The organism is Bradyrhizobium sp. 4 (assembly GCF_023100905.1).
Taxonomy (GTDB): domain Bacteria; phylum Pseudomonadota; class Alphaproteobacteria; order Rhizobiales; family Xanthobacteraceae; genus Bradyrhizobium.
Map to the genome: position 1 here is coordinate 844,131 of NZ_CP064686.1, position 25,047 is coordinate 869,177.

At 65.1% G+C, this 25,047-nt stretch carries 19 protein-coding genes; 8 read left to right on the forward strand and 11 right to left on the reverse strand.

Going from position 1 to position 25,047, the window contains the following annotated elements:
• Window positions 1-11 precede the first annotated feature (11 nt).
• Window positions 12-2,888, reverse strand: a complete 2,877-nt coding sequence (locus tag IVB45_RS03990; protein ID WP_026232774.1) for an EAL domain-containing protein — start codon at window positions 2,886-2,888, stop codon at window positions 12-14.
• A 154-nt stretch (window positions 2,889-3,042) separates the two neighbouring features.
• Entirely contained in the window at window positions 3,043-4,041 is a 999-nt protein-coding gene (locus IVB45_RS03995) for an NAD(P)H-quinone oxidoreductase (protein WP_247807589.1), read from the reverse strand.
• A 111-nt stretch (window positions 4,042-4,152) separates the two neighbouring features.
• Between IVB45_RS03995 and IVB45_RS04000 the strand changes: the two genes are divergently transcribed.
• Both IVB45_RS04000 and IVB45_RS04005 read left to right on the forward strand, forming a co-directional pair.
• Window positions 4,153-4,344, forward strand: a complete 192-nt coding sequence (locus tag IVB45_RS04000; protein WP_027570253.1) for a DUF1192 domain-containing protein — start codon at window positions 4,153-4,155, stop codon at window positions 4,342-4,344.
• A 538-nt stretch (window positions 4,345-4,882) separates the two neighbouring features.
• Complete coding sequence (locus IVB45_RS04005) at window positions 4,883-5,392, forward strand: DUF1465 family protein (RefSeq protein WP_007599893.1); 510 nt, start codon at window positions 4,883-4,885, stop codon at window positions 5,390-5,392.
• Window positions 5,393-5,482: 90 nt separating this feature from the next.
• On the opposite strand, the gene rpmE is transcribed toward IVB45_RS04005, so the two are convergent.
• A complete protein-coding gene (gene rpmE / locus IVB45_RS04010; protein ID WP_007599895.1) occupies window positions 5,483-5,710 on the reverse strand; it encodes a 50S ribosomal protein L31 in 228 nt (75 codons plus the stop codon).
• 218 nt (window positions 5,711-5,928) lie between these two features.
• On the opposite strand from rpmE, the gene IVB45_RS04015 reads away from it, so the two are divergent.
• The gene (locus IVB45_RS04015) at window positions 5,929-7,755 is read left to right on the forward strand and encodes an ABC transporter ATP-binding protein/permease (protein WP_247359538.1); all 1,827 of its coding nucleotides are present in this window, start codon (window positions 5,929-5,931) and stop codon (window positions 7,753-7,755) included.
• A gap of 489 nt (window positions 7,756-8,244) precedes the next feature.
• Here IVB45_RS04015 and IVB45_RS04020 read toward each other — a convergent pair whose 3' ends face one another.
• The 4 genes from IVB45_RS04020 to IVB45_RS04035 all read right to left on the reverse strand — a co-directional run bounded on the left by IVB45_RS04020 (window position 8,245) and on the right by IVB45_RS04035 (window position 11,067).
• A complete protein-coding gene (locus IVB45_RS04020; protein ID WP_247359539.1) occupies window positions 8,245-8,466 on the reverse strand; it encodes a hypothetical protein in 222 nt (73 codons plus the stop codon).
• A gap of 96 nt (window positions 8,467-8,562) precedes the next feature.
• Window positions 8,563-9,009 carry a GNAT family N-acetyltransferase gene (locus IVB45_RS04025; RefSeq protein ID WP_247359540.1) on the reverse strand — a complete coding sequence of 149 codons (447 nt, stop codon included), beginning with the start codon at window positions 9,007-9,009 and terminating at the stop codon, window positions 8,563-8,565.
• The gene (locus tag IVB45_RS04030) at window positions 9,009-10,037 is read right to left on the reverse strand and encodes a peptidoglycan -binding protein (RefSeq protein WP_247359541.1); all 1,029 of its coding nucleotides are present in this window, start codon (window positions 10,035-10,037) and stop codon (window positions 9,009-9,011) included. The genes IVB45_RS04025 and IVB45_RS04030 overlap by 1 nt, the downstream gene beginning before the upstream one ends.
• Before the next feature lie 4 nt (window positions 10,038-10,041).
• Complete coding sequence (locus tag IVB45_RS04035) at window positions 10,042-11,067, reverse strand: flagellar motor protein MotA (RefSeq protein ID WP_247359542.1); 1,026 nt, start codon at window positions 11,065-11,067, stop codon at window positions 10,042-10,044.
• Between the two features lie 219 nt (window positions 11,068-11,286).
• On the opposite strand from IVB45_RS04035, the gene IVB45_RS04040 reads away from it, so the two are divergent.
• The 5 genes from IVB45_RS04040 (at window position 11,287) to IVB45_RS04060 (ending at window position 21,233) form a co-directional block, all read left to right on the forward strand.
• Entirely contained in the window at window positions 11,287-12,306 is a 1,020-nt protein-coding gene (locus IVB45_RS04040; RefSeq protein WP_247359543.1) for a cyclopropane-fatty-acyl-phospholipid synthase family protein, read from the forward strand.
• A 296-nt stretch (window positions 12,307-12,602) separates the two neighbouring features.
• On the forward strand, window positions 12,603-15,206 hold the full coding sequence (locus IVB45_RS04045) for an autotransporter outer membrane beta-barrel domain-containing protein (protein ID WP_247359544.1): 2,604 nt from the start codon (window positions 12,603-12,605) through the stop codon (window positions 15,204-15,206).
• Window positions 15,207-15,471: 265 nt separating this feature from the next.
• Window positions 15,472-16,665 carry an efflux RND transporter periplasmic adaptor subunit gene (locus IVB45_RS04050; protein ID WP_247283864.1) on the forward strand — a complete coding sequence of 398 codons (1,194 nt, stop codon included), beginning with the start codon at window positions 15,472-15,474 and terminating at the stop codon, window positions 16,663-16,665.
• A 6-nt stretch (window positions 16,666-16,671) separates the two neighbouring features.
• The gene (locus IVB45_RS04055; RefSeq protein ID WP_247359545.1) at window positions 16,672-19,815 is read left to right on the forward strand and encodes a multidrug efflux RND transporter permease subunit; all 3,144 of its coding nucleotides are present in this window, start codon (window positions 16,672-16,674) and stop codon (window positions 19,813-19,815) included.
• 281 nt (window positions 19,816-20,096) lie between these two features.
• Window positions 20,097-21,233, forward strand: coding sequence for an AAA family ATPase (locus IVB45_RS04060; protein WP_247359546.1), 1,137 nt, complete (start codon window positions 20,097-20,099; stop codon window positions 21,231-21,233).
• Window positions 21,234-21,259: 26 nt separating this feature from the next.
• On the opposite strand, the gene IVB45_RS04065 is transcribed toward IVB45_RS04060, so the two are convergent.
• The 4 genes from IVB45_RS04065 to IVB45_RS04080 all read right to left on the reverse strand — a co-directional run bounded on the left by IVB45_RS04065 (window position 21,260) and on the right by IVB45_RS04080 (window position 24,958).
• The gene (locus IVB45_RS04065; RefSeq protein ID WP_247359547.1) at window positions 21,260-22,051 is read right to left on the reverse strand and encodes an inositol monophosphatase family protein; all 792 of its coding nucleotides are present in this window, start codon (window positions 22,049-22,051) and stop codon (window positions 21,260-21,262) included.
• An 85-nt stretch (window positions 22,052-22,136) separates the two neighbouring features.
• On the reverse strand, window positions 22,137-23,231 hold the full coding sequence (locus IVB45_RS04070) for a tetratricopeptide repeat protein (RefSeq protein WP_027570266.1): 1,095 nt from the start codon (window positions 23,229-23,231) through the stop codon (window positions 22,137-22,139).
• Window positions 23,232-23,239: 8 nt separating this feature from the next.
• Window positions 23,240-23,914, reverse strand: a complete 675-nt coding sequence (locus IVB45_RS04075; protein ID WP_027570267.1) for a thiamine phosphate synthase — start codon at window positions 23,912-23,914, stop codon at window positions 23,240-23,242.
• A gap of 3 nt (window positions 23,915-23,917) precedes the next feature.
• Window positions 23,918-24,958, reverse strand: coding sequence for a class I fructose-bisphosphate aldolase (locus tag IVB45_RS04080; protein ID WP_247359548.1), 1,041 nt, complete (start codon window positions 24,956-24,958; stop codon window positions 23,918-23,920).
• Window positions 24,959-25,047: the final 89 nt, after the last annotated feature.

Below are 25,047 nucleotides of genomic sequence, written 5' to 3' on the forward strand. Positions count from 1 at the left end.
GCGAGGGGAAGCTAGCTCGCCGCTTCCAGGCGCACTTCCGTGAGCAGGCGCATCGCGGCGTCGGCATCCATGGGTTCGCCGAAGGCAAACCCTTGCGCATATTCGCAGCCCATCTGGTAGAGCTCGACCGCGTCGGAATCGGTCTCGGCACCTTCGGCGACCACGTCCATGCCGAGGTCGTGCGCGAGCGCGATGATGGACTTCAGGATCACCGGGCGGGTGCCGCGGTTGGTGGTGCGAACGAAGGACTGGTCGATCTTGATGGTGTCGAACGGGAAGCGCTGCAGATAGGCCAGCGACGAATGCCCGGTGCCGAAATCGTCGAGCGACAGCCCGGTGCCGAGCTCGCGGATCCGCGTCAGCATCTGTGCCGCGTGCTCCGGATTCTCCATCACCAACGATTCCGTCAGTTCCAGCTTCAGCGTGCCGCGCGCGACCGAGGAGCGCGACAGCACGGTGCGGATATCGTGGATCAGATCGTGGCGCAGCAATTGCCGCGAGGAGACGTTGACCGATGCGAAGATCGGCTCGCGCGAGCGCATCGCGCGCTGCCAGATCGAGAGCTGCTTGGCGGTCTGGTCGAGCACGAACATGCCGAGGTCGATGATCAGGCCGGTCTCTTCCGCGATGGTGATGAATTCCGACGGCGCCATGCGTCCGAGCTTGGGATGATCCCAGCGCACCAGCGCCTCGAAGCCGGCGACGGAGCGGTCTTCAAGCCGCACGATCGGCTGGTACAGGATCGTGAGCTCCTGCCGCTCGATGGCGCGGCGCAGTTCGCTCTCCAGCGTCAGCCGGTCGGTCTTTCGCGCGCGCATCGCGGACTTGTAGACGTCGATGCGGTCGCCGCCGATGCGCTTGGAGTGATACATCGCAAGCTCGGCGTCCTTGATGATCTCGTCCGTGAGCTGAACTTGCGGATCGGACAAGGCAAGGCCGATCGAGGCCGTGAGAAATATCTCGCGTTCGTTGAAGGCGATCGGCGCGCGGATGGTCTTGCGGATGGTCTCGGCGAAGGCGGTGATGCGGGCGGGGTCCTGCTCCGACAGCAGGATCAGGCCGAACTGGTCGCCGGCGAGCCGCGCCAGCGTATCCTGCGGCTTCAGGATGCGGGTGAGGCGGCGGGCCAGCGTCAGCAGGATGGAATCGCCGACCGCGATGCCGACGGAATCGTTGACCTGCTTGAAGCGGTCGAGGTCGATCACCATCAGCGTCGGCCGCAGCGTCGGCATGGTCTTGGCAAAATGCGCGACGGCGCCGAGGCGGTCCATGAACAGCTTGCGGTTGGGCAGGCCGGTCAGATTGTCATGCACGGAATCGTGGAGCAGGCGCTCCTCGGCGTTGCGGAGCTCGGTGACGTCGGTGAGGGTGCCGACCACGCGCGAGACCTCGCCGTCGGAGCCGACCACCGGGCGCGCCTTCAGCGCGAACCACATGAAGTGACCGTCCGGCGTGCGCAGGCGGAAATCCTGCACCAGGCGGCCGCGGCGCTGGTCGAGCACGCTGTCGAGCGCTGCGCGAAAACGGTCCTGGTCGAGCGGGTGCAACACTTCGAGCCAGGAGGCGGCCGGACCTTCCAGCGTGCCGCGCTTGAGGCCGAGCAGGGCCTCGGTCTCGGGGCTGGTGAAGACCTTGTCGGCGGAAACGTCCCAGTCCCAGATCAGATCGCCGGAACCGGCCAGCGCCAGCGCGCGGCGCTCGATGTCGGAGACGACGCCGGTGGTGGCGCCGCCGCCGGCGAATGCATGCTGCATCACCGTGAAGCCGATCAGCATCACGATCAGCACGAGGCCGCCGAGCAGCGCAGGGCCGACGATGTCGTTGGTGACGGAGCCCGCGACCGTCATGCCGGCCGCGACCACCCAGACCACCAGCAGGAACCAGGTCGGGATCAGCAGCACCGCGCGGTCGAAGCCGTGGGTGGAGAGATAGACGATCAGCGCGAAGCCGGCGAAGGCAATCAACACTAGCGATATGCGAGCGATGCCGGACGCCACCGCAGGGTCGAACAGGGCTAGCGCCACCAGGGAGCCCAGGAACGCGAGCCAGCCCACCGTGATGTGGGAATATCGCACGTGCCATCGACTGAGATTGAGATAGGCGAACAGGAACACCAGCAGCGTCGCCGCCAGGATCGCCTCACCCGCCGCGCGCCAGATGCGCTCGGCGTTGTTCGACATGTCGAGCACCTTGCCCCAGAAGCCGAAATCGACGCCGATATAGACCAGCACCGCCCAGGCCAGCGCCGCGGCGGCCGGGAACATGATGCTGCCCTTGACCACGAACAGGATGGTCAGCACCAGCGCCAGCAAGCCGGAGATGCCGATCACGATGCCCTGGTACAGTGTGAACGAGTTGACCTTGTCCTTGTAGGATTCCGGCTCCCACAGATAGAGCTGCGGCAGCTTGTCGGTGCGCAGCTCCGCGACGAAGGTGACGACGGCGCCGGGATCGAGGGTGACGCGGAAGACGTCGGCGGTCGGACTCTCCTGCCGCTCCGGCCGGTCGCCGGTCGAGGGCGTGATGGTCGCGATGCGCGACAGCCCGAGATCGGGCCACAGCAGCCCCGAAGAGACGATGCGGTAATGCGGGGCGACGATCAGGCGGTCGAGCTGGTCGTCGGTGTTGTTGGCGAGCGCGAACACCACCCAGTTCTGGCCACCCTCGCGGGCGCGCACCTCGATGCGGCGGACGATGCCGTCGGTGCCGGGCGCGGTGGAGACCTGGATGCGGTCGGCGTCGCTGCGCTGATGCTCGAGCACGCCGGTGAGGTCGATTGCGGGCGCGTCACCGCGGACGCTGACAGCGTCCAGCGCGCGCGCCGGGAACGCGCAGACGAGAATCATGAGGCCCAGCGCTATGGGCGCGAGGCACCTGATCAGACGCAAGGTCAGTTCTCCGCGTTCGACGCAAACTCTTCGGTGCAGGCTCTTCGGTGCACGGCGTTTTCCGAACGGAACAAGGTGGTTCGGTGCGTCGCGATAGATGCCACGAAAGCAAGGAAAATCAAAGGGTTTCCGGCCTGCCCTGTGGGCCGCTGACCTAGACCTCCAACACAATTTCGCCAATATGTGCCGAGGTTTCCATCCGCCGGTGCGCGTCGGATGCCTTTTCCAGCGGGAAAGTGCTGTCCATCAGTGGCTTGACCCGGCCTTCGCGCAATAGCGGCATCACTTTCGCCTCGATCGCGGCCACCATCGCCGCCTTGTCCGCATTACTACGGGGGCGCAGCGTCGAGCCGGTATGGGTCAGGCGCTTCACCATCACCTTGGCGATGTTGACGGTGACCTTGGGCCCGTTGAGGGTCGCGATCTGCACGATGCGGCCGTCGAGCGCGGCGGCGTCATAGTTGCGGTCGACATAGTCGCCGGCGACCATGTCGAGGATCAGATTGGCGCCGGCATTGTTCGTCTCCGCCTTGACCACGGCGACGAAGTCTTCCGTCTTGTAGTTGATGGCACGATCCGCGCCGAGCTTGAGGCAGGCATCGATCTTGTCCTGCGATCCCACGGTGACGATCACCTTCGCGCCGAACGCTTTGGCGAGCTGGATCGCCATGGTGCCGATCCCGGACGAGCCGCCATGGATCAGCAGCGTCTCGCCGGCCTTTAGGCCGCCGCGCTCGAACACGTTGTGCCAGACCGTCATCAGCGTTTCCGGCAGTGCGCCGGCTTGCTTGATCGACAGCGACGGCGGCACGCTCATCGCCTGGCCGTCCTGGGCGATGCAGTACTGCGCATAGCCGCCACCGGCGACCAGCGACATCACCTTGTCGCCGATCTTGTGCCGCTTGGCGTTGCTGCCGACGGCCACCACTTCGCCGGCGATCTCGAGGCCGGGCAGGTCGCTGGCGCCGGGCGGCGGCGGATAGGCGCCGGAGCGCTGCGCGACGTCGGGCCGGTTGACGCCGGCGGCCTGCACCTTGACCAGGATCTCGTCGGGGCCGAGCTGCGGCAGCGCCCGTTGTTCCGGCACCAGCACTTCCGGTCCGCCGGGTTTCGAGATGGCGACCACGGTCATTTGCGCGGGCAGCTTGTCCATGATGTGTCCTTGAGCAAAGGTGCGGGATGGAACGAGGCCATTGCTTAGCCAGCGCGGTGCAGGCTGGCAACCGCCTCAGCCGCTTGTGATGCGAACGCAGGAGGAACCAGGATGGCGATGGAAGACGACGACCGCCCGCGCAAGAAGATCAGCCATGACATCGGACAGGATCTCTCACTCTTGTCGGTGGAGGAACTGACCGAGCGCATCGCGCTGCTCAAGGGCGAGATCACAAGGCTGGAAGAAGCCGCAACGAAGAAGCGCGCCTCGCGCGATGCGGCGAACAGCGTCTTCAAGAAGTAGGCTCGAAACAATAGCTGTCGTCCCGGCGGAGGCCGGGACCCATACGCCGTGCGAGCAGTTTTACGAAGATTCGGAGTTGCCTGTTCGCGCGACGACTTTTCCCTGTGGCTATTGGCCCCGGCCCCCGTGCGCAATTGCGCACTAGGCCGGGCCGACGGAGAGAATTCGTTCCGCGGGCGCACTCGGCCACCGACCGACATGGCTAACGAACCCTCAAAATATTCGCTCGTTTACTCCACATTAAGCTTTCGAGTTTATGACTGGGAACTGTCCTCGTTTGGACACCGAGTGGCTCCTGTCCACTCTGTTTGACGCCTCCCTGTTATCAACTTTCAAAGCCGCCGGTTTTCCGGCGGCTCTTTTTTTGCGCCCAGCTCCGCCTTTTTGCGTCTCGCACCGGTTGAATTCCGAGCAAAGACCCGCGGAAACCATATCCATGCTTGTCACTGGACTCGGCGTCCCGCCCGCGCAATGATTTGTTCATCATAAGCCGGCGCCAAGGCCGGGCAGTCAGACAGTTGCGTAAGGGGCGTTAACCATGGAACGTTTGCAAGCCGAAGGCGCTCTCGTTCAACTCAGCGAGCGGTTCACTAATTCTGCGGCGTTCGGCGTCCTGTTCCGCGAGGGCATGGACCTGGTCGAGGAGACCGCCGCCTATCTCGATGGCGCCGGCCGCACCGAGGCCAAGGCGCTCGATCGCGCCGTCAGCCTCACCTATGCGACCGAGAGCATGCGTCTGACCACCCGCCTGATGCAACTCGCCTCATGGCTGCTGCTGCACCGCGCCGTCAAGGAAGGCGAGATGACGTTGGGCCAGGCCAACCGCGAAAAAACCAAGGTCAAGCTCTCCGCCGCCGATCCCGGCTCCACCGACAGCATCGAGAAGCTGCCGTCGCAGCTCCAGGATCTGATCCATCGCTCGATGAGCCTCCAGACCCGCGTGCGCCGCCTGGACACCACCATCCACACCCCGCCGGTCGATCATTCCTCGATCGGCAACCCGCTGGTGCCGCATCTCAACGCACTGAAGGCGGCATTCGAGCGGTAAGCTCCCGTCATTGCGACGAGCGTCCCCCCAAAACAAAAAACGCCCCCGGCTCTCCGGGGGCGTTTTTCGTCTCCAGCCGCGAGGGCCGGATCAATCCTTTTTGAGAAAGCCCGAAAACTTCTTCTGGAAGCGCGAGACGCGGCCGCCGCGATCCATCAGCTGCGCGTTGCCGCCGGTCCAGGCCGGGTGCGACTTGGGGTCGATGTCGAGGTTCAGCGTGTCGCCTTCCTTGCCCCAGGTGGAGCGGGTCAGGTACTCGGTTCCGTCGGTCATCACGACCTTAATCGTATGATAGTTCGGGTGAATTTCGGCTTTCATGGCAATTCCTCGGCGCCCCGGCGCCTCACTTGAGTGGCTATCGAATGACGGATTTGGCGGGGTCTATACCCCACGGGCCCCTGTAAAACAAGCCATTGCAGAGCCTTTGGGGCCTTAGGGGACCGGGCGGCCCCCTAAGGGACATCCCGGATTTGCCACGCCTGCTCGCGCGGCCTATCTGGAGCAGACTACCTCTCTTTGTCTTTTGGTCGGATCTCATGAGCGCAGTAGAACGGCTTGAAACCGGGCCCGCGGAGGCCCCGTCGATCGAGGCCGACCTGGTCGAGGCGCCGGCGAAGAGCCGCGCGAAGCTGCGGCCGCTGCTGGCGCTTGCGCCCTATGTCGCGCGCTATCGCGGCCGGGCTGCGCTGGCCTTCGTGGCGCTGACGATCGCGGCGCTGACCACCCTGCTGGTGCCAGTCGCGGTGCGCAGGATGATCGACTTCGGCCTGACGCCTGAAGGCATCGAGCTGATCAACAGCTATTTCTCGGTGATGATCGCCGTCGTCGCCGTGCTCGCACTCGCGAGCGCCGCGCGCTACTACCTCGTGATGACGATCGGCGAGCGCATCGTTGCCGATCTCAGGCGCGACGTCTTCGCCCATCTGTTGTCGCTGTCGCCGGCCTTCTTCGATTCCGCGCGCAGCGGCGAGCTGGTGTCGCGCCTGACCGCCGACACCACCCAGATCAAATCCTCTGTCGGCGCCTCGGTCTCGATCGCACTGCGCAACCTGATGATGTTCTTCGGTGCCGCGGCGATGATGGTGATCACCAGCCCGCGGCTATCAGGCTTCGTGCTGCTCGCCATTCCCCTGATCGTGCTGCCGCTGGTCGCCTTCGGGCGCTGGGTGCGGCGGCTGTCGCGCAATGCGCAGGACACGCTGGCCGAGGCCTCCGCCTATGCGAGCGAACTCGTCGGTGCGATCCGTACCGTGCAGGCCTATACCAGCGAGAGCCTCGCCGAGAGGCGCTTCGGCGGCGAGGTCGAGCAGGCCTATGAGGCCGCGCGCACCTCCACGCAGGCGCGCGCCGTGCTCACGGCCATCATCATCTTCATCGTGTTCGCAAGCGTGGTCGCGATCCTCTGGATCGGCTCGCACGACGTGCTGACCGGCACCATCACGCCGGGCCGGCTCGGCCAGTTCGTGCTCTATGCGGCCTTCGCCGCGGCCGGCCTCGGCCAGCTCAGCGAGGTCTGGGGCGAGATATCGGCGGCATCAGGCGCTGCCGAGCGCCTGTTCGAGATCCTGCATGTGCAGCCCGACATCACCGCGCCCACCTCGCCGCGCGCGCTGCCGGTGCCGGCGCGCGGCGAAGTCGGCTTCGACCATGTCAGCTTCGCCTATCCGGCACGGCGCGACGTCAATGTGCTCGATGCCATCTCGTTCACCGTGCGCCCCGGCGAGAAGGTCGCCATCGTCGGTCCGTCCGGCGCCGGCAAGAGCACGATCTTTCATCTGCTGTTGCGCTTCTACGATCCGCGCAGCGGCGCGATCTCGCTCGACGGCGTGCCGGTCAAATCCGCAGATCCCCGCGATTTCCGCTCGCGCGTCGCCCTGGTGCCGCAGGAATCCAACGTGTTTGCCGCAAGCGCCCGCGACAACATCCGCTTCGGCCGGCCCGATGCTACCGACGCCGAGGTCGAGCGTGCCGCCGAGCTCGCGCACGCCGCCGAGTTCATTCGCCGCCTGCCCGAAGGTTTTGACACCCCGCTCGGCGAGCGCGGCGTGACGCTGTCCGGGGGCCAGCGCCAGCGCATCGCGATCGCGCGTGCGATCCTGCGCGATGCGCCGCTTCTCCTGCTCGATGAAGCCACCTCCGCGCTCGATGCCGAAAGCGAGACGCTGGTGCAGACCGCGCTGGAAGAACTGATGCGCCACCGCACCACGCTGGTGATCGCGCACCGCCTCGCCACCGTGCTGTCGTGCGATCGCATCCTGGTGATGGACCAGGGCAGGATCGTCGAGCAGGGCACGCATGCGGAGCTCGTGGCCGCGAACGGACTCTATGCCAGGCTGGCGCGGTTGCAGTTCGAGGGGGCGTGAGGCGAGGGCGGGTTCGGACTGCTGCCCCACTCACAGTGTCATCGCCCGCGAAGGCGGACGATCCAGTACTCCGAGACCGTCGTGATCAATCGAGAAGCCGCGGCGTACTGGATTCCCCGCCTTCGCGGGGAATGACAGCGGAGATTTTGGAAGGCGCGTCGCGCCACATCGTCTTCGTGAGTGCATGCTGCCTTGCAGTTCCCCCGGATGTGGCGCCTAATCAGGTATCGCCGGCCAAAGGCTCGTCCATAGGCGTCGGTGCCTGAGAGATGATTTGCGCTCCCGCCTCAACGGGAGTGCGCATCATGGCCCAGCCATACAGCGAAGAGACCCGCGAACTCCTGGAGCGGGCGCAGCGAACGATCAACGAGTCGATCGAGCTTCGCGAAGAAAGCCGCCACGCGATCCTCAAAGCCAAGAGCTGGCAGTTCGAGCTCGAACTCCGCCTGAGCCGAGAGCGCGTCACGGCGAGTTACGCGACAGCGCCGATCACCGACACTTCGGCGACAGCGCCGGCACATTCGGCCACGGCCAGTTCTTCCAGCTCCCGTCCTCATCAACGCAGGCCGATGGCCCAAGGCCGTTCGTCGGAGCACTCGACGTCTTGACCGGCGTGGCGAGGCGCTGGTCGACATAGCTCGTGGAGACATATCCGGCGACGATGACGCCGAGCAGGACCGAAGATCCCTTGGCCAAATCGCTCAGTTTCATCGGTCATCTCCATCCGCTTGCCGGCGCAACTTCCGGGCACAACGACTAGCTGACGTCCTGGGATCCCGACGTGACGGCCGTCACGCCCGCCAGAATCTAAGGTTGCCAAATCATCTTCAGCACCGGACGTCCCGAGGTCGGATTCACCTCGTCGCCGGCATGCGCGAAGCCGTTGCGCTCATAGAAGCGGATGGCGCGGCTGTTGTCCTTGTTGACGAGCAGTGTCACGCCGGTCGGTGACAGACGCTTGGCCTCGTCCACCAGCAGCCGCGCCGCATCCGAGCCCCAATGCGCGGGATCGACAACGAGCTGGTCGAGATAGCCGTAGCCGTCGATGGTGACGAAGCCCGTGAGTGCGCCGTCCTGCTCCGCCACCACGATCGAAGCCTTCGGCACCAGCTCCTTGCGCCAGCGTTCGCGCCACCAGTCCAGCCGTGCCGCGAAGTCGATCTGCGGATAGGCCTGCTGCCAGGTGCGATGCCAGAGATCGATTGAGGCGGCCTCGTCCGCGGGAAGGTAAGGACGAAGATGGGGGGCGCTCACTACCGCTCCGTCAGCTTCAGCTCGATGCGGCGGTTGCGCTTGTAGGCGTCCTCGGTGTTGGCGGTGTCGAGCGGCTGGAATTCGCCGAAGCCGGCGGCGACAAGGCGCTGGGCGGGCACGCCGAGCGAGATCAGGTACTGCACCACCGAGATCGAACGGGCGGCCGAGAGGTCCCAATTCGACTTGAAATTCGCACCGTTGACCGGACGCACGTCGGTGTGGCCGTCGACGCGCAGCACCCAGGGGATCTCGTTCGGGATCTTCTTGTCGAGATCGATCAGTGCGGCCGCGAGCGTGTCGAGCTCGGCGCGGCCTTCGGGCAGCAACACCGCCTGTCCGGTGTCGAAGAACACTTCGGACTGGAACACGAAGCGGTCGCCGACGATGCGGATGTCGGGGCGGTTACCAAGGATGGCGCGCAGGCGGCCGAAGAATTCCGAGCGGTAGCGCGACAATTCCTGCACCCGCTGCGCCAGGGCGACATTCAGGCGAGACCCCAGATCGGCAATTCGATTCTGCGATTCCTTGTCGCGCTTCTCACTGACGTCGAGCGCTTCTTCCAGCGCCGCTAGCTGCCGCCGCAGCGCGCTGATCTGCTGGTTCAGCACCTCGATCTGCGCCAGCGCACGGGCCGAAACCACCTTCTCGGAGTCCAGCGCCTTGCCGAGCTCGGAGGATTTGCCCTGCGCATCGTTGCCGGCGGCGGCGAGCCCGTCATAGAGGCCCTTGATGCGATCGCGTTCGCTCTCGGCCGAGGCGAGGCCGGCTTTCAGCGACGAAACCTGGTCGTCGAGCGTGAGCTTGCCGAGCTTCTCCAGCGACAGCAGTTCGTTGAGCTGCGCGATCTTGGCGTTGAGCTGCTCCAGCGCCTTGTCCTTGCCGGTGACCTCCTGCGACAGGAAGAACTGCACGACCAGGAACACCGACAGCAGGAACACGATCGACAGCACCAGCGTCGACAGCGCGTCGACGAAGCCGGGCCAGTAGTTGAAGGAGGTATCGCCGCGGCGGCCGCGCGCCAGTGCCATGTCGTTAACCCTTCTCGGGCTGACGCGCGATGCGCTCCAGCAGGCGCCGGATCTCGCGGTTCTGCTCGCCCTGGCCGTCGGCCCATTCACGGATCATCTGCTGTTCGGTCCGCATATGCGAGACCAGCGCCTGGATGGCTTCGGCGAGGCTCGCCATCGCTGCGGTGGTGCCGCGGCTGCCGCTGCCTTCCTCGAGCACCGTGCGCAAGCGCTCGACGACGGCCTGAAGCTCGCCGCTGGCAATGCCACCGCCGCCACCGCCGGAGGCGACCGCCACCTCGCCGTTGCCATATTCGCGCACGGTGGTGGCAAGCCAGTCTTCGAGATCGGTGTAGAAACGGTTCTGCGCCTGGCTCGATTGCAAATCGAGGAAGCCGAGGATGAGCGAGCCGGCAAGGCCGAACAGCGAGCTCGAGAACGAGATGCCCATGCCGCCGAGCGGGGCGGCCAGCCCCTCTTTCAGCGTGTCGAACAGGGCGCCGGAATCGCCCCCGACCTTGAGCCCGTCGATCACCTTGCCGACCGAGCCGACCGTTTCGATCAGGCCCCAGAAGGTGCCGAGGAGGCCGAGGAAGACCAGAAGCCCGGTCATGTAGCGGGAGATGTCGCGGGCCTCGTCGAGGCGGGTCGCGATCGAATCGAGCAGGTGCCGCATGGTGGTCTGGGTGATCGACATCCGCCCGGTGCGCTCGCCGCCGAGGATCATCGCCATCGGAGCCAGCAGCTTGGGGTGGCGGGCGGGCGCAAGGCCGGGATCGGCGATGCGGAAATTGTTGACCCAGGACACTTCGGGGTACAGCCGGATCACCTGGCGGAAGGCCAGGATGATACCGATGAACAGCACTCCGCCGATCAGGGCATTGAGCCCGGGATTGGCGAAGAAGGCCTGGATGATCTGCTTGTAGAGCACCACCCCGACCAGGGCGCAGAGCACCAGGAAGACCAGCATCCGCACCAGGAAGACGCTGGGCGAGGATAGCTTGGTGTATTCGATGTCGAGGGAGGAGCGGGGCGAGGCGCCTGGCGGCATGGCCGGTATCATCCGTTAACTTGCTTGCGGGGCGCACTATGGCACAGCGCCAGCCCAAAAAAAGCGCCGGATGCGCCGATTTCAGGGAGAGCTGGGGAACCCAAAGCTGAAACCGGGCTTTGGTAAGGACGTACTTTACAAATCGTCGGCATTCCACAGGTTCAAGTCGCACTTTTCCCCCTGGCGCCCAAAACCCGCCGCCCAAGACGGAGTCGTCGCATGAGCGTCGTGTCCGCGATCATCGGGACTGCCGAACGGGTGCCGCTGCCTGATGTCGTGATCCGCGCGGCGATCCAGCGCCTGTGCTCGCGCACGGTGACGCGCCTGTCCGCGCTGGGCGGGGCCGACGATGCCACCTTCGCCGGGCGGATGATGCTGCGGCCGATCGCCGAGGACGCGGAGGCCGGGCATGACAAGGTGCCCGCTTCGGTCTTTGCGAAGGTGCTCGGTCCCAACCGCAAATACTCCTGCTGCTTCTACAAGACGGACGCGACCACCTTGCAGGAGGCCGAGGAGGAGGCGTTGCGCCAGACCGCCGAGCATGCCGCTCTCGCCGACGGCCAGACCATCCTCGAGCTCGGCTGCGGCTGGGGCTCGCTGTCGCTGTGGATGGCGCGACAGTTTCCGCACGCCAAGGTGACGGCGGTGTCGAGCTCGCAGGCGCAGCGCGCCCATATCGAGGAAGAGGCACGGCTGCGCGGTCTCCTCAACCTGCGGGTGGTCACGGCGGACATCAACGTGTTCGCGCCTGACGGTCAATTCGACCGCATCGTCTCGGTCGAGATGTTCGAGCACGTGATGAACTGGCGCAAGCTGATGACGCGCCTGCGGTCATGGCTCGCGCCCGAGGGGCGCTTCTTCATGCACATCGTCGCCCATCGCTCCGGCTCTCATTTATTCGACCGGGCCGATCGCGAAGACTGGATCGCGCAGCACGTCTTCACGGGCGGGCTGATGCCGAGCCATCACCTCGTCAGGCAATTCGACGATATCTTCACGGTCGAGAAGGAATGGTGCTGGAGCGGCACGCATTATCAGCGCACCGCCAACGACTGGCTCGCCAATTTCGACGCGCATCGCTGTTCAATCGAAGCGGCCTTGCGCAACATCCATGGCGAGGAGACCGGCCTGCGGATGCGACGCTGGCGCTGGTTCTTTCTCGCGACCTCGGGCCTGTTCGGCTATGCCGATGGAACCGAGTGGGGCGTCAGCCACTACCGGATGAAGGCGGCGGGATAAGGCGCGGACACTCGAAAGAATTTGTTAAGCGTCTTTCGTTGCGCAAACGGCACACGCTGCGCGTTTTCTTTGCAGGAACATGTTGCGATTGTTGTCTGATCATTTCCGCTCGCCTATCGTCGTGGTTGTCCTTCGTGGACGACATAAATCCGCATCCCCGAACGGTGCGGACGCAATTGGAATGACGTATGCGCGAATGCATCGGTGCTGCCTCGATCCGACGACACCACGATGATCCGCTGCGGAGGAGTCTGAAACGGACGCAGCGCTCTCGATCCAGCGACACCCGGACGCGAATGCTTCGCTTGCTTCTGGCAAGCGCCTCGGCAGCGGCACTGATAGCCCTGTCCACAGCATCCGCCTCCGCCCAAAGCTGGACCGGTACGACCAGCAATGACTGGACGGTCGGCAGCAACTGGTCGGGCGGAGTGGTCCCAATCGCGGGCAACGGCGTCAACATCAATACGACCTCGCCAAACCCGACCGTGCTCGGCGCCAGTGGCGCGGCGGTCGGAGCGACCGGAAGCCTCTTCCTTGGCGGATCTTCCAGCAGTCTGACGATTCAGAACGGCAGCACGCTGACGAGCAACGGCGCGTCTCTCGCGATTGGAGTCGCAGGCGGGAACAACGGCACCGTGACTGTCAGCGGCGCCGGATCGCAATGGATCACATCCGGCGACCAGATCGAAATCGGCGCCAGTGGCAATGGCACACTAAACATCCAGAACGGCGCCAGAGTCGTCGCCCAATCAGGGGTTGCGCTCGGAACCTTCGCTGGCGGCGCGGGCACGCTCAATATCAATAGTGGCGGCACACTCGAGACGAACACTCTCGCACGCGTCGCTGTCGGAACCGGACAGGTCAATTTCGATAACGCCATCCTGCGCGCCCGGATAAATACCGCCTTCTTCATCGGTGGATTTTCGGCGGGAACACTCAACATCGCCACAGGCGGGCTGACCGTCGACACCCAGGCTTTCACCGTGAGCGCGAGCTCCGGTTTTTCCGGCGTCGGCGGATTGACCAAGACCGGCACAGGTACCTTCAATCTCCGCGCAGCCAATACCTATACCGGTGCGACGGTGATCCAGGCGGGCACGCTTGCCCTCGCCGTTACTGGCTCGCTAGCCGCGTCAAGCCGGGTCGTGGCAAACGGAACCTTCAGTATCTCGGGCATCACTGCCGCCGGCACGAGCATTCAAAGTCTGGCAGGAACCGGCACCGTCGCGCTGGGTGCGAAGAATCTCACCATCACCAACGCGAACGATCAGTTTGCCGGCGTGATCGGCGGCACCGGCGGCCTGACGCTCACTGGCGGCACCCAGACGCTGGCCGGCACCAATACCTACAACGGCGCGACCAATGTGAACGGCGGCACTTTGCGCGCCGGAGCCGCGAACACCTTCAGCGCGCCCTCGGCCTTTGCGGTAGCCTCCGGCGGCACGCTCGACCTTGCCGGCTTCAATCAAACGCTCGCTTCGCTCGACAATGCCGGCACGGTCACCCTCGGCGGCGCGCCGGGCACCACGCTGAGCGTTGCCGGCAATTATGTCGGCAGTGGCGGCACCGTGCAGCTCAACAGCCGGCTCGGCGGCGATGGCTCTCAGACCGATCTGTTGCGAGTGCAGGGAAGCACGTCCGGTTCGTCGTCGTTGCGCGTCACCAATGTCGGCGGCACCGGCGCGCAGACCGGCGAAGGCATCAAGGTGATCGATGTGGTCGGCGCGTCCAACGGCAGCTTTTCGCTTTTGGGCAGCTATGTCTTTCACGGCGAGCAGGCGGTGGTCGGCGGTGCCTATGCCTATACGTTGCAGAAGAACGGCATTGCCAGCCCGGGCGACGGCGATTGGTATCTGCGCTCAAGCCTGCTCAACCCGCCGCCCGCGACACCTGCCGGTCCACTCTATCAGCCGGGCGTTCCGCTGTACGAAAACTATGCGCAGGTGCTGCTCGGCATGAACGATCTGCCGACGCTGCAGCAGCGCGTCGGCAACCGCTATTGGGGTGGCAGCGATGCGATGGCGCGCGCCGGTGACGCGGCGACGGTGCCAGGCGCGGCGTCATCGGCGCCGACGGCGTTCTGGGGCCGCATCGAAGGCGGGCATTCGGATTTGCAGCCCTCCAACACTGCGGGTTCGACCTACAAGGCCGACCATCTGAAAGTGCAGACCGGGCTCGATGGCCTTGCGTTTGAGAACGAGCGGGGCCGGTTGTTCGTCGGGCTCACGGCACAATACGGCCTGACGACCGCCGATGTCGCGTCGTTCTTCGGCAACGGGCGCATCCGCGTCGAGGGGACGGGCGTCGGCAGCACGCTGACCTGGTATGGCGACAACGGCTTCTATGTCGACGGTCAGGCGCAGTCGATGTTCTATCGCAGCGATCTCAGTTCCGTGCTGGCCGGCAGCCTGATCCACGGCAATGAGGGGTTCGGCTATGCCTTCAGCGCCGAAACCGGCAAGCGGATCGGTTTGGGCAATGGCTGGCTGCTGACGCCGCAGGCGCAGCTTTCCTATGCGAAGGTCGCTTTCGACGGCTTTGCCGATCGGTTCGGCGCGCCGGTCGCGTTGCGTGATGGCGACAGCCTGCTCGGCCGCGCCGGGCTTGCACTCAACCATCAGAGGACCTGGAACGACGGCACGGGCATCGTGCGCTCCGACGTCTACGGCATCGCCAATCTGCGTTACGAGTTTCTCAACGGCAACACCGTCGATGTCGCGGGCACCAGCTTCGCCAATGCGCAAGACCGACTGTGGGGCAGCATCGGCGGCGGCGGCACCTATAGCTGGGCCAACGGGCGCTACGCTGTCTTCGGCGAAGTCTCCTACAATGCGAGCCTCAACAACAGTGCGGACAACCGCAATTACAAGGGCACCGGGGGCTTCCGTCTCACCTGGTGAGTCACGCGCCCGCAGCAGGGTGGGAACACCGCTCGTTGCGATCTTCTGTCGCAGCACGCGGCGGTGGAACCGGACTCACAATCGAGTGAGGCGTAAAAAGCGCCCTGAACTCAGCAGCATAGACCGTGTGACATTGGGCCGCCCGCAAGGTGCGTTGCGTCGCAGCACGTCCCCTCTATTTTGACGGCATCAGCCGCGTGCCATGGCCCAGAACGGGCGCCCGCGGCGCGTGATCAGTTTCAACAATATCGGGGCACTTAACTTCATGTCAGGACTTCGCGCGCGATCGGCATGCGTTGCAATGATGCTCGCGGCCTTTACGCCGCTGTTGGCAGGCTGCGACGAATCCAGCTCCGCCATTTCAGCCGCCCAGCCCAACGACCCCGATGTCAGCATCGTCATCGTCAAGCCGCAACCGCGCGCCGTGGTGCGCGAGCTGCCCGGCCGCATCGCGCCGACGCGCGTCTCGGACGTGCGGCCGCGCGTCTCCGGCATCGTGGTCGAGCGCCTGTTCCGACAGGGCAGCGAGGTGAAGGCTGGCGATCCGCTGTACCGGATCGATCCGCGTCCGTTCGAGGTCGAGGTGATGGCCAACGACGCCGCGGTCGCCAAGGCCGAGGCCGCGCTGATGCAGTCCCAGCAGCAGGCCCGCCGCATCGCCACGCTCACCGCCCAGCGCGCCGCGCCCGAAGCCGAGAACGAGAAGGCGATCGCGGCCGAGCGCCAGGCCCATGCCGAGGTCGAGGGCCGCAAGGCCGACCTCGCACGCGCCAAGCTCAATCTCGATTATGCCACCGTGCGCGCGCCGATCGACGGCGTCGTCGGTGCCGCCCTGGTCAGCGAGGGCGCGCTCGCGGTCCAGAACGAGACCAATCTGGCCACCATTCAGCAGCTCGATCCGATCTATGCGGACTTCACCCAGTCGGTGAACGAGCTCAACCAGCTCCGTCGCGCCTTCGAGAGCGGCGACCTCGAGCGCATCGCGCCCGATGCCGCCAAGGTGCATCTCGTGCTCGACGACAACACCCTCTACTCGCTCGACGGCAAACTATTGTTCTCCGACGCCAAGGTCGACGCCAATACCGGTCAGGTGACCTTGCGCGGAGAGTTCCGCAATCCCAAGCGCGAGTTGCTGCCGGGCATGTATGTCCGCGTCCGCATCGACCAGGGCCTCGATAGCGACGCGATCGCGGTGCCGCAGCAGGCGATCCAGCGCAATGGCGGCGGCGGCAGCGAGGTATTCGTCGTCAAGGACGACAACCACATCGCAGTACAGCCGGTGCGCACCGGTTCGGTGCAGGATGGAATCTGGTTCGTCACCGAGGGCCTGAAGGCCGGCGACAAGGTCGTGGTCGAAGGCTTCCAGAAGTTCGCCGCCGGCGACAAGGTCAAGCCGCAATCCTGGTCGGAAGCGGATGCGACCGCCGACAATCGGCACGCCCAGAAGCTGACGCGGTAACGCGCCATGGCGAGCTTCTTCATCGACAGGCCGATCTTCGCCTGGGTTGTCGCGCTGTTCATCTGCCTGGTCGGCGCAATTTCGATTCCGCTGTTGCCGATCGCGCAATATCCGATCATCGCGCCGCCCTCGATCTCGATCTCGACCAGCTATCCCGGCGCCTCGCCCGAAAACCTCTACAACAGCGTCACGCGGCTGATCGAGGAGGAGCTCAACGGCGCCTCCGGCATCCTCAATTTCGAATCGACCAGCGACTCGCTCGGCCAGGTCGAGATCATCGCCAATTTCGTGCCGGGCACCGACACCAGCGCCGCCTCGGTCGAGGTGCAGAACCGCATCAAGCGCGTCGAGGCGCGGCTGCCGCGCGCGGTGATCCAGCAGGGCATCCTGATCGAGGAAGCCTCCAGCGCGGTGCTCCAGATCATCACGCTGAATTCGACCGACGGCAGCCTCGACGAGGTCGGCCTCGGCGATTTCATGATCCGCAACGTGCTCGGCGAAATCCGCCGCATCCCCGGCGTCGGCCGCGCCACGCTGTATTCGACGGAACGCAGCCTGCGCGTCTGGGTCGATCCGGCAAAGCTGGTCGGCTATGGCCTGACCGCCGACGACGTCAACAAGGCCATTGCCGCGCAGAACGCGCAGGTCGCTTCGGGCAGCATCGGCGCCGAGCCGTCGACCGCGACCCAGCGCACCTCCGCGCTGGTGCTGGTCAAGGGCCAGCTCTCGTCCCCGGACGAATTCGGCACCATCATCCTGCGCGCCAATGCCGACGGCTCGACCGTGCGGCTGCGCGACGTCGCGCGCATCGAGGTCGGCGGCCTCAGCTACCAGTTCAACACCCGTCTCGACGGCAAGCCGACCGCCGGCCTCTCCGTGCTGATGTCGCCGACCGGCAATGCGCTGGCGACCGCGAGCGCCGTCGAAGCGAAGATGAAGGAGCTGTCGCGCTTCTTCCCGGCCAATATCGGCTACGAGATTCCCTACAACATCACGCCCGTGGTCGAGGCTTCGATCAAGAAGGTGCTGACAACGCTGGTCGAAGCCATCGTGCTGGTGTTCGTGGTGATGTTCGTGTTCCTGCAGAACATCCGCTACACCATCATTCCGACCATCGTGGTGCCGGTAGCGCTGCTGGGCGCCTGTACCACGCTGCTGCTCGCCGGCTACTCCATCAACATGCTCTCGATGTTCGGCATGGTGCTCGCGGTCGGCATCCTCGTCGACGATGCCATCGTCGTGGTCGAGAACGTCGAGCGCATCATGGCGGAGGAGGGGCTGCCGCCGAAGGAAGCGACGCGGAAAGCGATGTCGCAGATCACCGGCGCCATTATCGGCATCACGCTGGTCTTGATGGCCGTGTTCGTGCCGATGGCGTTCTTCCCGGGCTCGGTCGGCATCATCTACCGCCAGTTCTCCGTGACCATGGTCGCCGCGATCGGCTTCTCCGCCTTCCTCGCACTGTCGCTGACGCCGGCGCTGTGTGCGACCTTGCTCAAGCCCGTCGCTGCCGGCCACGGTCATGCCAAGAAGGGCGTGTTCGGCTGGTTCAACCGCATGCTCGACGGCAGCAAGGAGGGCTATTCCCGCACCGTCGGCTTCTCGCTGAAGCGCACCGGCCGCTTGATGCTGGTCTATGTCGCGCTGCTCGCCGGCCTGTCCTGGGCCTTCGTCAACCTGCCCGGCGGCTTCCTGCCCGTCGACGACCAGGGCTTCGTCACCACCGACGTGCAGACGCCGTCGGATTCGTCCTATGGCCGGACCGAGGCGGTGATCGAGAAAGTGGAAAAATACCTGGCGCAGCGCCCGGGCGTCGACAACGTCACCTTCCTCACCGGCTTCAGCTTCTCCGGCCAGGGCATGAACACCGCGCAGGCCTTCATCACCCTCAAGGACTGGTCGGAGCGCGGGCCGAAGGATTCGGCGGCCGCGATCGTCACTGACATCAACCGCGATCTGTCGTCATCGATCCGCGACGCCAAGATCTCCGCGCTGCAGCCGCCGCCGATCGACAATCTCGGCAACTCCTCGGGCTTCTCGTTCCGCCTGCAGGACCGCGGCCAGAAGGGTTATCCGGCCTTGATGCGCGCCGCCGACCAGTTGATCGCGGAGGCCAATGCGAGCGCTGTGCTTCAGAAGGTCTATGTCGAAGGCCTGCCCGAGGCCGGCGTGGTCAATCTCGTCATCGACCGGGAAAAGGCCGGCGCCTTCGGCGTGACCTTCGAGGACATCAACAATACGATCTCGACCAATCTCGGCTCGAACTACATCAACGACTTCCCGAACCGCGGCCGCATGCAGCGCGTCGTGGTGCAGGCCGATGCCCGCGACCGCATGCGGACCGAGGACATCCTCAACTACAACGTCAAGAACAGCCGCGGCCAGCTCGTGCCGTTCTCGTCCTTTGCCACCGTGGAATGGGCGCGCGGACCGACGCAGATTACCGGCTTCAACTACTATCCGGCGGTGCGCATCTCGGGCGAGGCGAAACCCGGCTTCACCTCGGGCGATGCCATCGCCGAGATGGAACGGCTCGCCGGCAAGCTGCCGCGCGGGTTCGGCTATGAATGGACCGGACAGTCGCTCCAGGAGAAGCTGTCGGGTTCGCAGGCGCCGTTCCTGCTCGGACTCTCGGTGTTCGTGGTGTTCCTGTGCCTGGCCGCGCTTTACGAGAGCTGGACCATTCCGCTCGCGGTGCTGCTCACCGTGCCGCTCGGCATCGTCGGCGCGGTGGTGGCCGCCATGCTGCGCGGCCTGCCCAACGACGTCTATTTCACCGTCGGCCTGATCACTATCATCGGGCTTGCGGCCAAGGACGCGATCCTGATCATCGAGTTCGCCAAGGATCTGCGGAAAGAAGGCAAGCCGCTGGTGGATGCCACCATCGAGGCCTGCCGCCTGCGCTTCCGTCCGATCCTGATGACGGGCCTCGCCTTCATCTGCGGTGTGCTGCCGATGGCCATCGCCCATGGCGCCGGCGGCGCTAGCCAGCAGGCGCTCGGCAGCATCGTGATGGGCGGCATGATCGCGGTGGTGATCTTGGCGCTGCTGATGGTGCCGGTGTTCTTCGTCTCGGTGCAACGCGTGCTGGGTGGGGATCGGGAGAAGGTGGCCGAGATGTACGGGCCGCCCGCGCCGGCCAAGCCGTAAGGTGAGGTGTCATGCCCCGCCTAGTGCGCAATTGCGCACGGGGGGCGGGGCATCCAGTACGCCGTGGCCTTTCCGTACCCAACAGACGCTCTGGAATACTGGATCATCCGCCTTCGCGGATGATGACCGTCGGGTTTGCGCTGGTGAGAGTCGGCCACTGAACGCCGGATCGGTCGGCTTGATTTCTCGGAGGCCTCAATCCAGACTGCATCCCTGGATTGAAACAACTTATTCGCACCGTGCGCGCGAATGCCCAGTCACCCGCCGATCGAGAGCATGTGATGCGTCCGTCCGACATTGCGATCTCGAACTATCGCTCCATTCGGCGGCTCTCCATACCCATCCATCCCTTGTCCGTGTTCGTTGGCGAGAATGGAGTCGGCAAATCCAATCTCTACAAGTCCTTGTCGCTGTTGCGCGACGCGGCGACCGGTCAGATTACCCGCACGATCGCCGATGAAGGCGGATTGAATTCGGTCTGCTGGTCCGGCATTCGCAAGCGAGGCGAAGACGGCCGGCTGCGGCTCTCGGCCACATTCGACAGCATGAGCTATTCCATCGAGCTGGGGTTTCCGAGCCCGCTTCAGGCCGCGTTTTCCGGCGAGCCGATGATCAAGACCGAAATTATCGAGGCGACACACGGCAAACGAAGGATCAAGCTGATGGAGCGTATCAATTCGCTCATCAGCGTCCGTGGCGAGAGCGGCGCCTGGAACGCTCACAAGGACGCGGTGCTGCCGTCAGAGACTGCGCTAGCGGCTTTTTCCGACGGCAAGCAATGCCCGGAAATCGACCTGATCAGAAATGCAATGCTGGGCTGGCGATTCTATCATGACTTTCGCACCGATCCTGCGTCGCCGATACGAAAGCCGTGTCTCGCGATCGCAACGCCCTCGCTCAGCGCCGATGGAATCGATCTGGCTGCCACCCTGGCGACCCTCTATGTCATTCGGGAAGACGCCAGCGACCTGCAGGACGCAATCCAGGATGCATTCCCGGGCGCCGAACTCCGCGCATGGGAAGAAAATGGCAGGTGCGAATTCGCTCTGCAATTGCCGGATATGCCGCGGCCGTTCAGGGCTCATGAACTGTCCGACGGGACGCTGAAATACATCTGCCTGCTCGCGGTGTTCATGGGTTACCGGCTGCCGCCGTTCATCGCGCTGAACGAACCCGAGACCAGCCTGCATCCGTCGCTGCTGGCGCCGCTGGCCCGGCTCATCGCCAAGGCGTCGCGCCGCGCCGACATCTGGATCGTCACCCATTCGGAACAGCTGATGGACGCACTGCGAAGCGAGAGCTCGGTCCCGCTTCGCCGGGTCATCAAGTCGAAAGGCGCCACAGCGATCGAGGGCCTGACCATCGGCGGTGAATATCGCGAGGACGAGGACGATTCCGACGAGGACGACGATTCTTGAGCGTCGTAGATCGAGCCGTCGAGCTGTTACGCCGGCTTCCGCAAAATCTTCACCAGCTCCCCGTGCACGAACTCATTCCCGCACACGACATTGCCCGTCACCAGGACATCGCCCGACGTGTCGATGTCGGTGATTGTTCCGCCGGCCTCACGCAGCATGATCATGCCCGCCGCGATGTCCCAGGATTGCAGATTGCGCTCCCAGTAGCCGTCGAGGCGGCCGGCGGCGACGAAGGCGAGGTCGAGCGAGGCGGCGCCGAAGCGGCGCAGGCCGGCAACGCGCTCCTGCATCGCGGTCATCTCGCGGCGGAATTCCTCGTGGTCGCCGCGGCCGATATGGGGCAGGCCGCAGGCCACCACGCATTCGTTGAGCTGGCGGCGGCCGGCCACGCGGAGGCGCTGGTCGTTGAGGAAGGCGCCCTTGCCGCGCTCGGCGATGTAGAGCTCGTCATTGGCGGGGTTGTAGATCACGCCGGCGATGATCGTACCTTCGCGCGACAGCCCGATCGAGATCGCGAATTGCGGGATGCCGTGCAGGAAGTTGGTGGTGCCGTCGAGCGGATCGACGATCCAGGTGTGGCTTTTGTCGGAGCCCTCGCGCGTGCCGCCTTCCTCGCCGATGAAGCCGTAACCGGGCCGCGCCTTCGCGAGGTCCTGGTAGAGGATCTCCTCGGCGCGCTTGTCGGCCAGCGAGACGAAATTCGCCGGCCCCTTCAGCGAGACCTGGAGATGCTCGATCTCGCCGAGATCGCGCTTGAGGCTGCGGCCGGCGCGGCGCGCGGCCTTGACCATGACGTTGATAGTTGCGGAATACAGCATGAGCTTCCGGTCTTGATCGGGGGAAATGGCGCGAAATCGCGCCTGTTTGAGGGATGGGGTGCCCTGCGGGGGCCTCAACGTCAAGTCATTTGGCCCCGAGCCATTTCCTGGCGGCGGCCTCGGCCTTGGCCCGGTCCTCGGCCGGCAAATCGGACAATTGCTTGTCCAGCTCCGGATCGCCCTTGCCGGCGGTCTTGGCCACCAGATGCCATTTGAAGCCCTCGACCTTGTCCACGGCCGTGCCCATGCCGTTGATCAGCACCCAGGCCAGCCGGTTCTGCGCGATCGCGCTGCCCTGGCGGGACGCCTTGCGGAGCAGGGCGACGGCCGCCGGCTGGTTCTTCGGCGTGCCGGTGCCGTTGAACAGCGCGATGGCGTATTCGACCTCGGCATCGACATTGTCGGTCAGCGTGGCGACCTGGAGCAGACGCACCGCCCGCTCCAAATCCTTCGGCACGCCAGTGCCTTCCTTGTAGAAGGTCGCAAGCGCGTATTGCGCCTCGGGCAGACCGGCATCGGCCGCCTGGCGCAGCAGCTCGGCGGAGCGCTTGACGTCCTGCGGCAGGGTCTGTCCGTCGAGATAGAGCAGCGCGAGGTTATAGGCCGCCTTGGGCTCGCCGAGCTTGGCGGCGGACGCCATCAGCTTGACCGCCTCGTTCTTGTCGACCGGGCCGCCACGGCCGGACATCCTGAGCATGGCGAGCGCGAACATCGCCTCGCGGTCGCCGGCGTCGGAAGCGCGCTTGTACCATTGCAGCGCCTTGGCATAGTCGCGCCGGATGCCCATGGCGTTGGAATAGAGCTCACCCAGCATGGTCATTGCCTTGGCATCGCCGGTCTCGGCACGAGCGGTGGCGAGTTCGAAGGCGGTCTTGTATTGACCGCGCTGATAGGCGCCGAACACCAGATCGACGTTGGGATTGTCGGCCGGAGGCGCCGGGATCACGGTCGCAGCCGGAGCAGGCTTTGGAGAGGCTGAAGGCTTGGGGGAAGCTGAAGGCTTTGGTGCCGGCGCCGCTTCCTTCTTCTTGGTGATGGTGTGCGGCGTGGCCTTCGGCTTGTCCTTGCTTTTCTCGGCCGGAGGGTTCGGCGTTGCCACGGGCGGCGTGATCTGGAGCTGCGCGGCCGCGGGCACTGTGAGCAGCAGCGTGGCCAGGATGGTGATGCGCGGGAGCTTCATGACGGGCGCTAGCCGTGCTCCTGTTCTGCAAGCGCAGCCGCATGAGCCTTCTTGATCGCAGCGTCGGCCTCGATCAGCGCCGCCTTGGGTCCGCGCGGATCGGCCCAGATGAAGTCGCCCACCAGCACGAAATCGGCACCGCTGGCGGCGAATTCGTGGGCCTCCTCCAGCGAGATGGCAAAGCCGACGCAGGGCGGTTCGAACAGCTCGGCCCACCAGTCCAGCCGCTCGGCGATCGCTTGAGACGACGGCCGCTGGCCCTTTGCGTCGGGCTCGCCGAACAGCACGTAATCCGCGCCGATCTCGCCCGCATCCATGGAATGGTGCCGCGTCGTCAGCCCGCCGACGCCGGCGATGCGGTCGGGCTTGAGCGATGGCAGCGCCTCTTTCAGCGCGGCGATGCCGGGCAGGTGCGCGCCGTCGGCGCCGCCGCGTGCGACGAGCTCAGGATGGCCGTCGACGAGCAGGGCTGCCCCCGCTTTCTGAACCGGCGGCGCCAAAACCTTGATCCGCGAGATCATGGTGCGCTGATCGGTCACCTTCAGACGCAACAGCACGGCCGCGACGTCGGCGGCGGCGAGCAGGCCGGGCAGCTCGGCCAGAAGCGAAGCGGGATCGTCGACAACGGGCGTCGCGAGATAAAGGCGCGGCGCCGGGCGCGGCGGAGGAGATTTGTTCGACAAGATCTAGGCTGCTTTCTGTTCCAGGCCGCTTTGCCATTCGCCCCTAGAGGCGAGGCCATTCATGCGCGCGCGATGACTGAATGCGTTTTGTCCGGCTGCGACGTTCTCGGCCTTACCCGACCAGGCCTTCTGCGGCGCGGCCTGGAGGGCGCGACCGTAGGAGAAGGTCAGGCCCCAGGGCAGCGGGCCGAACTTGTGCATGGCGTTGAGGTGCGCCGTTGCCTCTTCGTCCGACTGGCCGCCGGAGAGGAAGGCGATGCCGGGCACCGCCGCGGGCACGCACGCTCTGAGCAGCCGTATCGTCTTCTCCGCGACCTCCTCGGCGGCAGCCTGCTTCGCAGACTTCTTGCCGGGGACTACCATATTCGGCTTCAGCACCATGCCCTCGAGCGCGACGCGCTGCACGCGCAATTCCTGAAACGTCTTGTTGAGTACACGGCTCGTCACCTCATAGCAGCGATCGATGTCGTGATCGCCGTCCATCAGCACTTCGGGCTCGACGATCGGCACGATCTGCGCGGCCTGGCACAGCGCTGCATAACGCGCCAGCGCGTGGGCGTTGACGCTGATCGCGGTCATCGAGGGGATGCCCCGGCCGTCAGTGCCACTGCCGATGTCGATCACCGCGCGCCATTTGGCGAAGCGCGCGCCGCGCTCATAATACTTCTTCAGCCGTTCGGCGAGCTTGTCGAGCCCGACGGTGACGAGCTCTCCGGGGCACATCGGCAGGGGTTGCGTGCCTTCGTCGACCTTGATGCCGGGAATGGCGCCGCTCTGTTCGATCAGCTTGACCAGCGGCGTGCCATCCTTTGCGTTCTGCCAGATCGTCTCGTCATAGAGGATGACGCCGGAGATATAGCGGCTCATGGCTTCGTTCGAGCGGAACAGCATCTCGCGATAGTCGCGGCGGTTCTCTTCGGTGGATTCCACGCCGATCGCGTCGAAACGCTTCTTGATGGTGCCTGAGGATTCGTCGGCGGCGAGGATGCCCTTGCCGGGCGCGACCAGAGCGGTCGCGATCCTGTTCAGCTCAGTCAGATTCATCGAGATGTCCTCCCAAAACGATTCTGCCCTTGCCGGCGAAAATAGACCGTTCTCGGGCAAATGCCGAGTTAACGTTCGTCGCAGGGTAG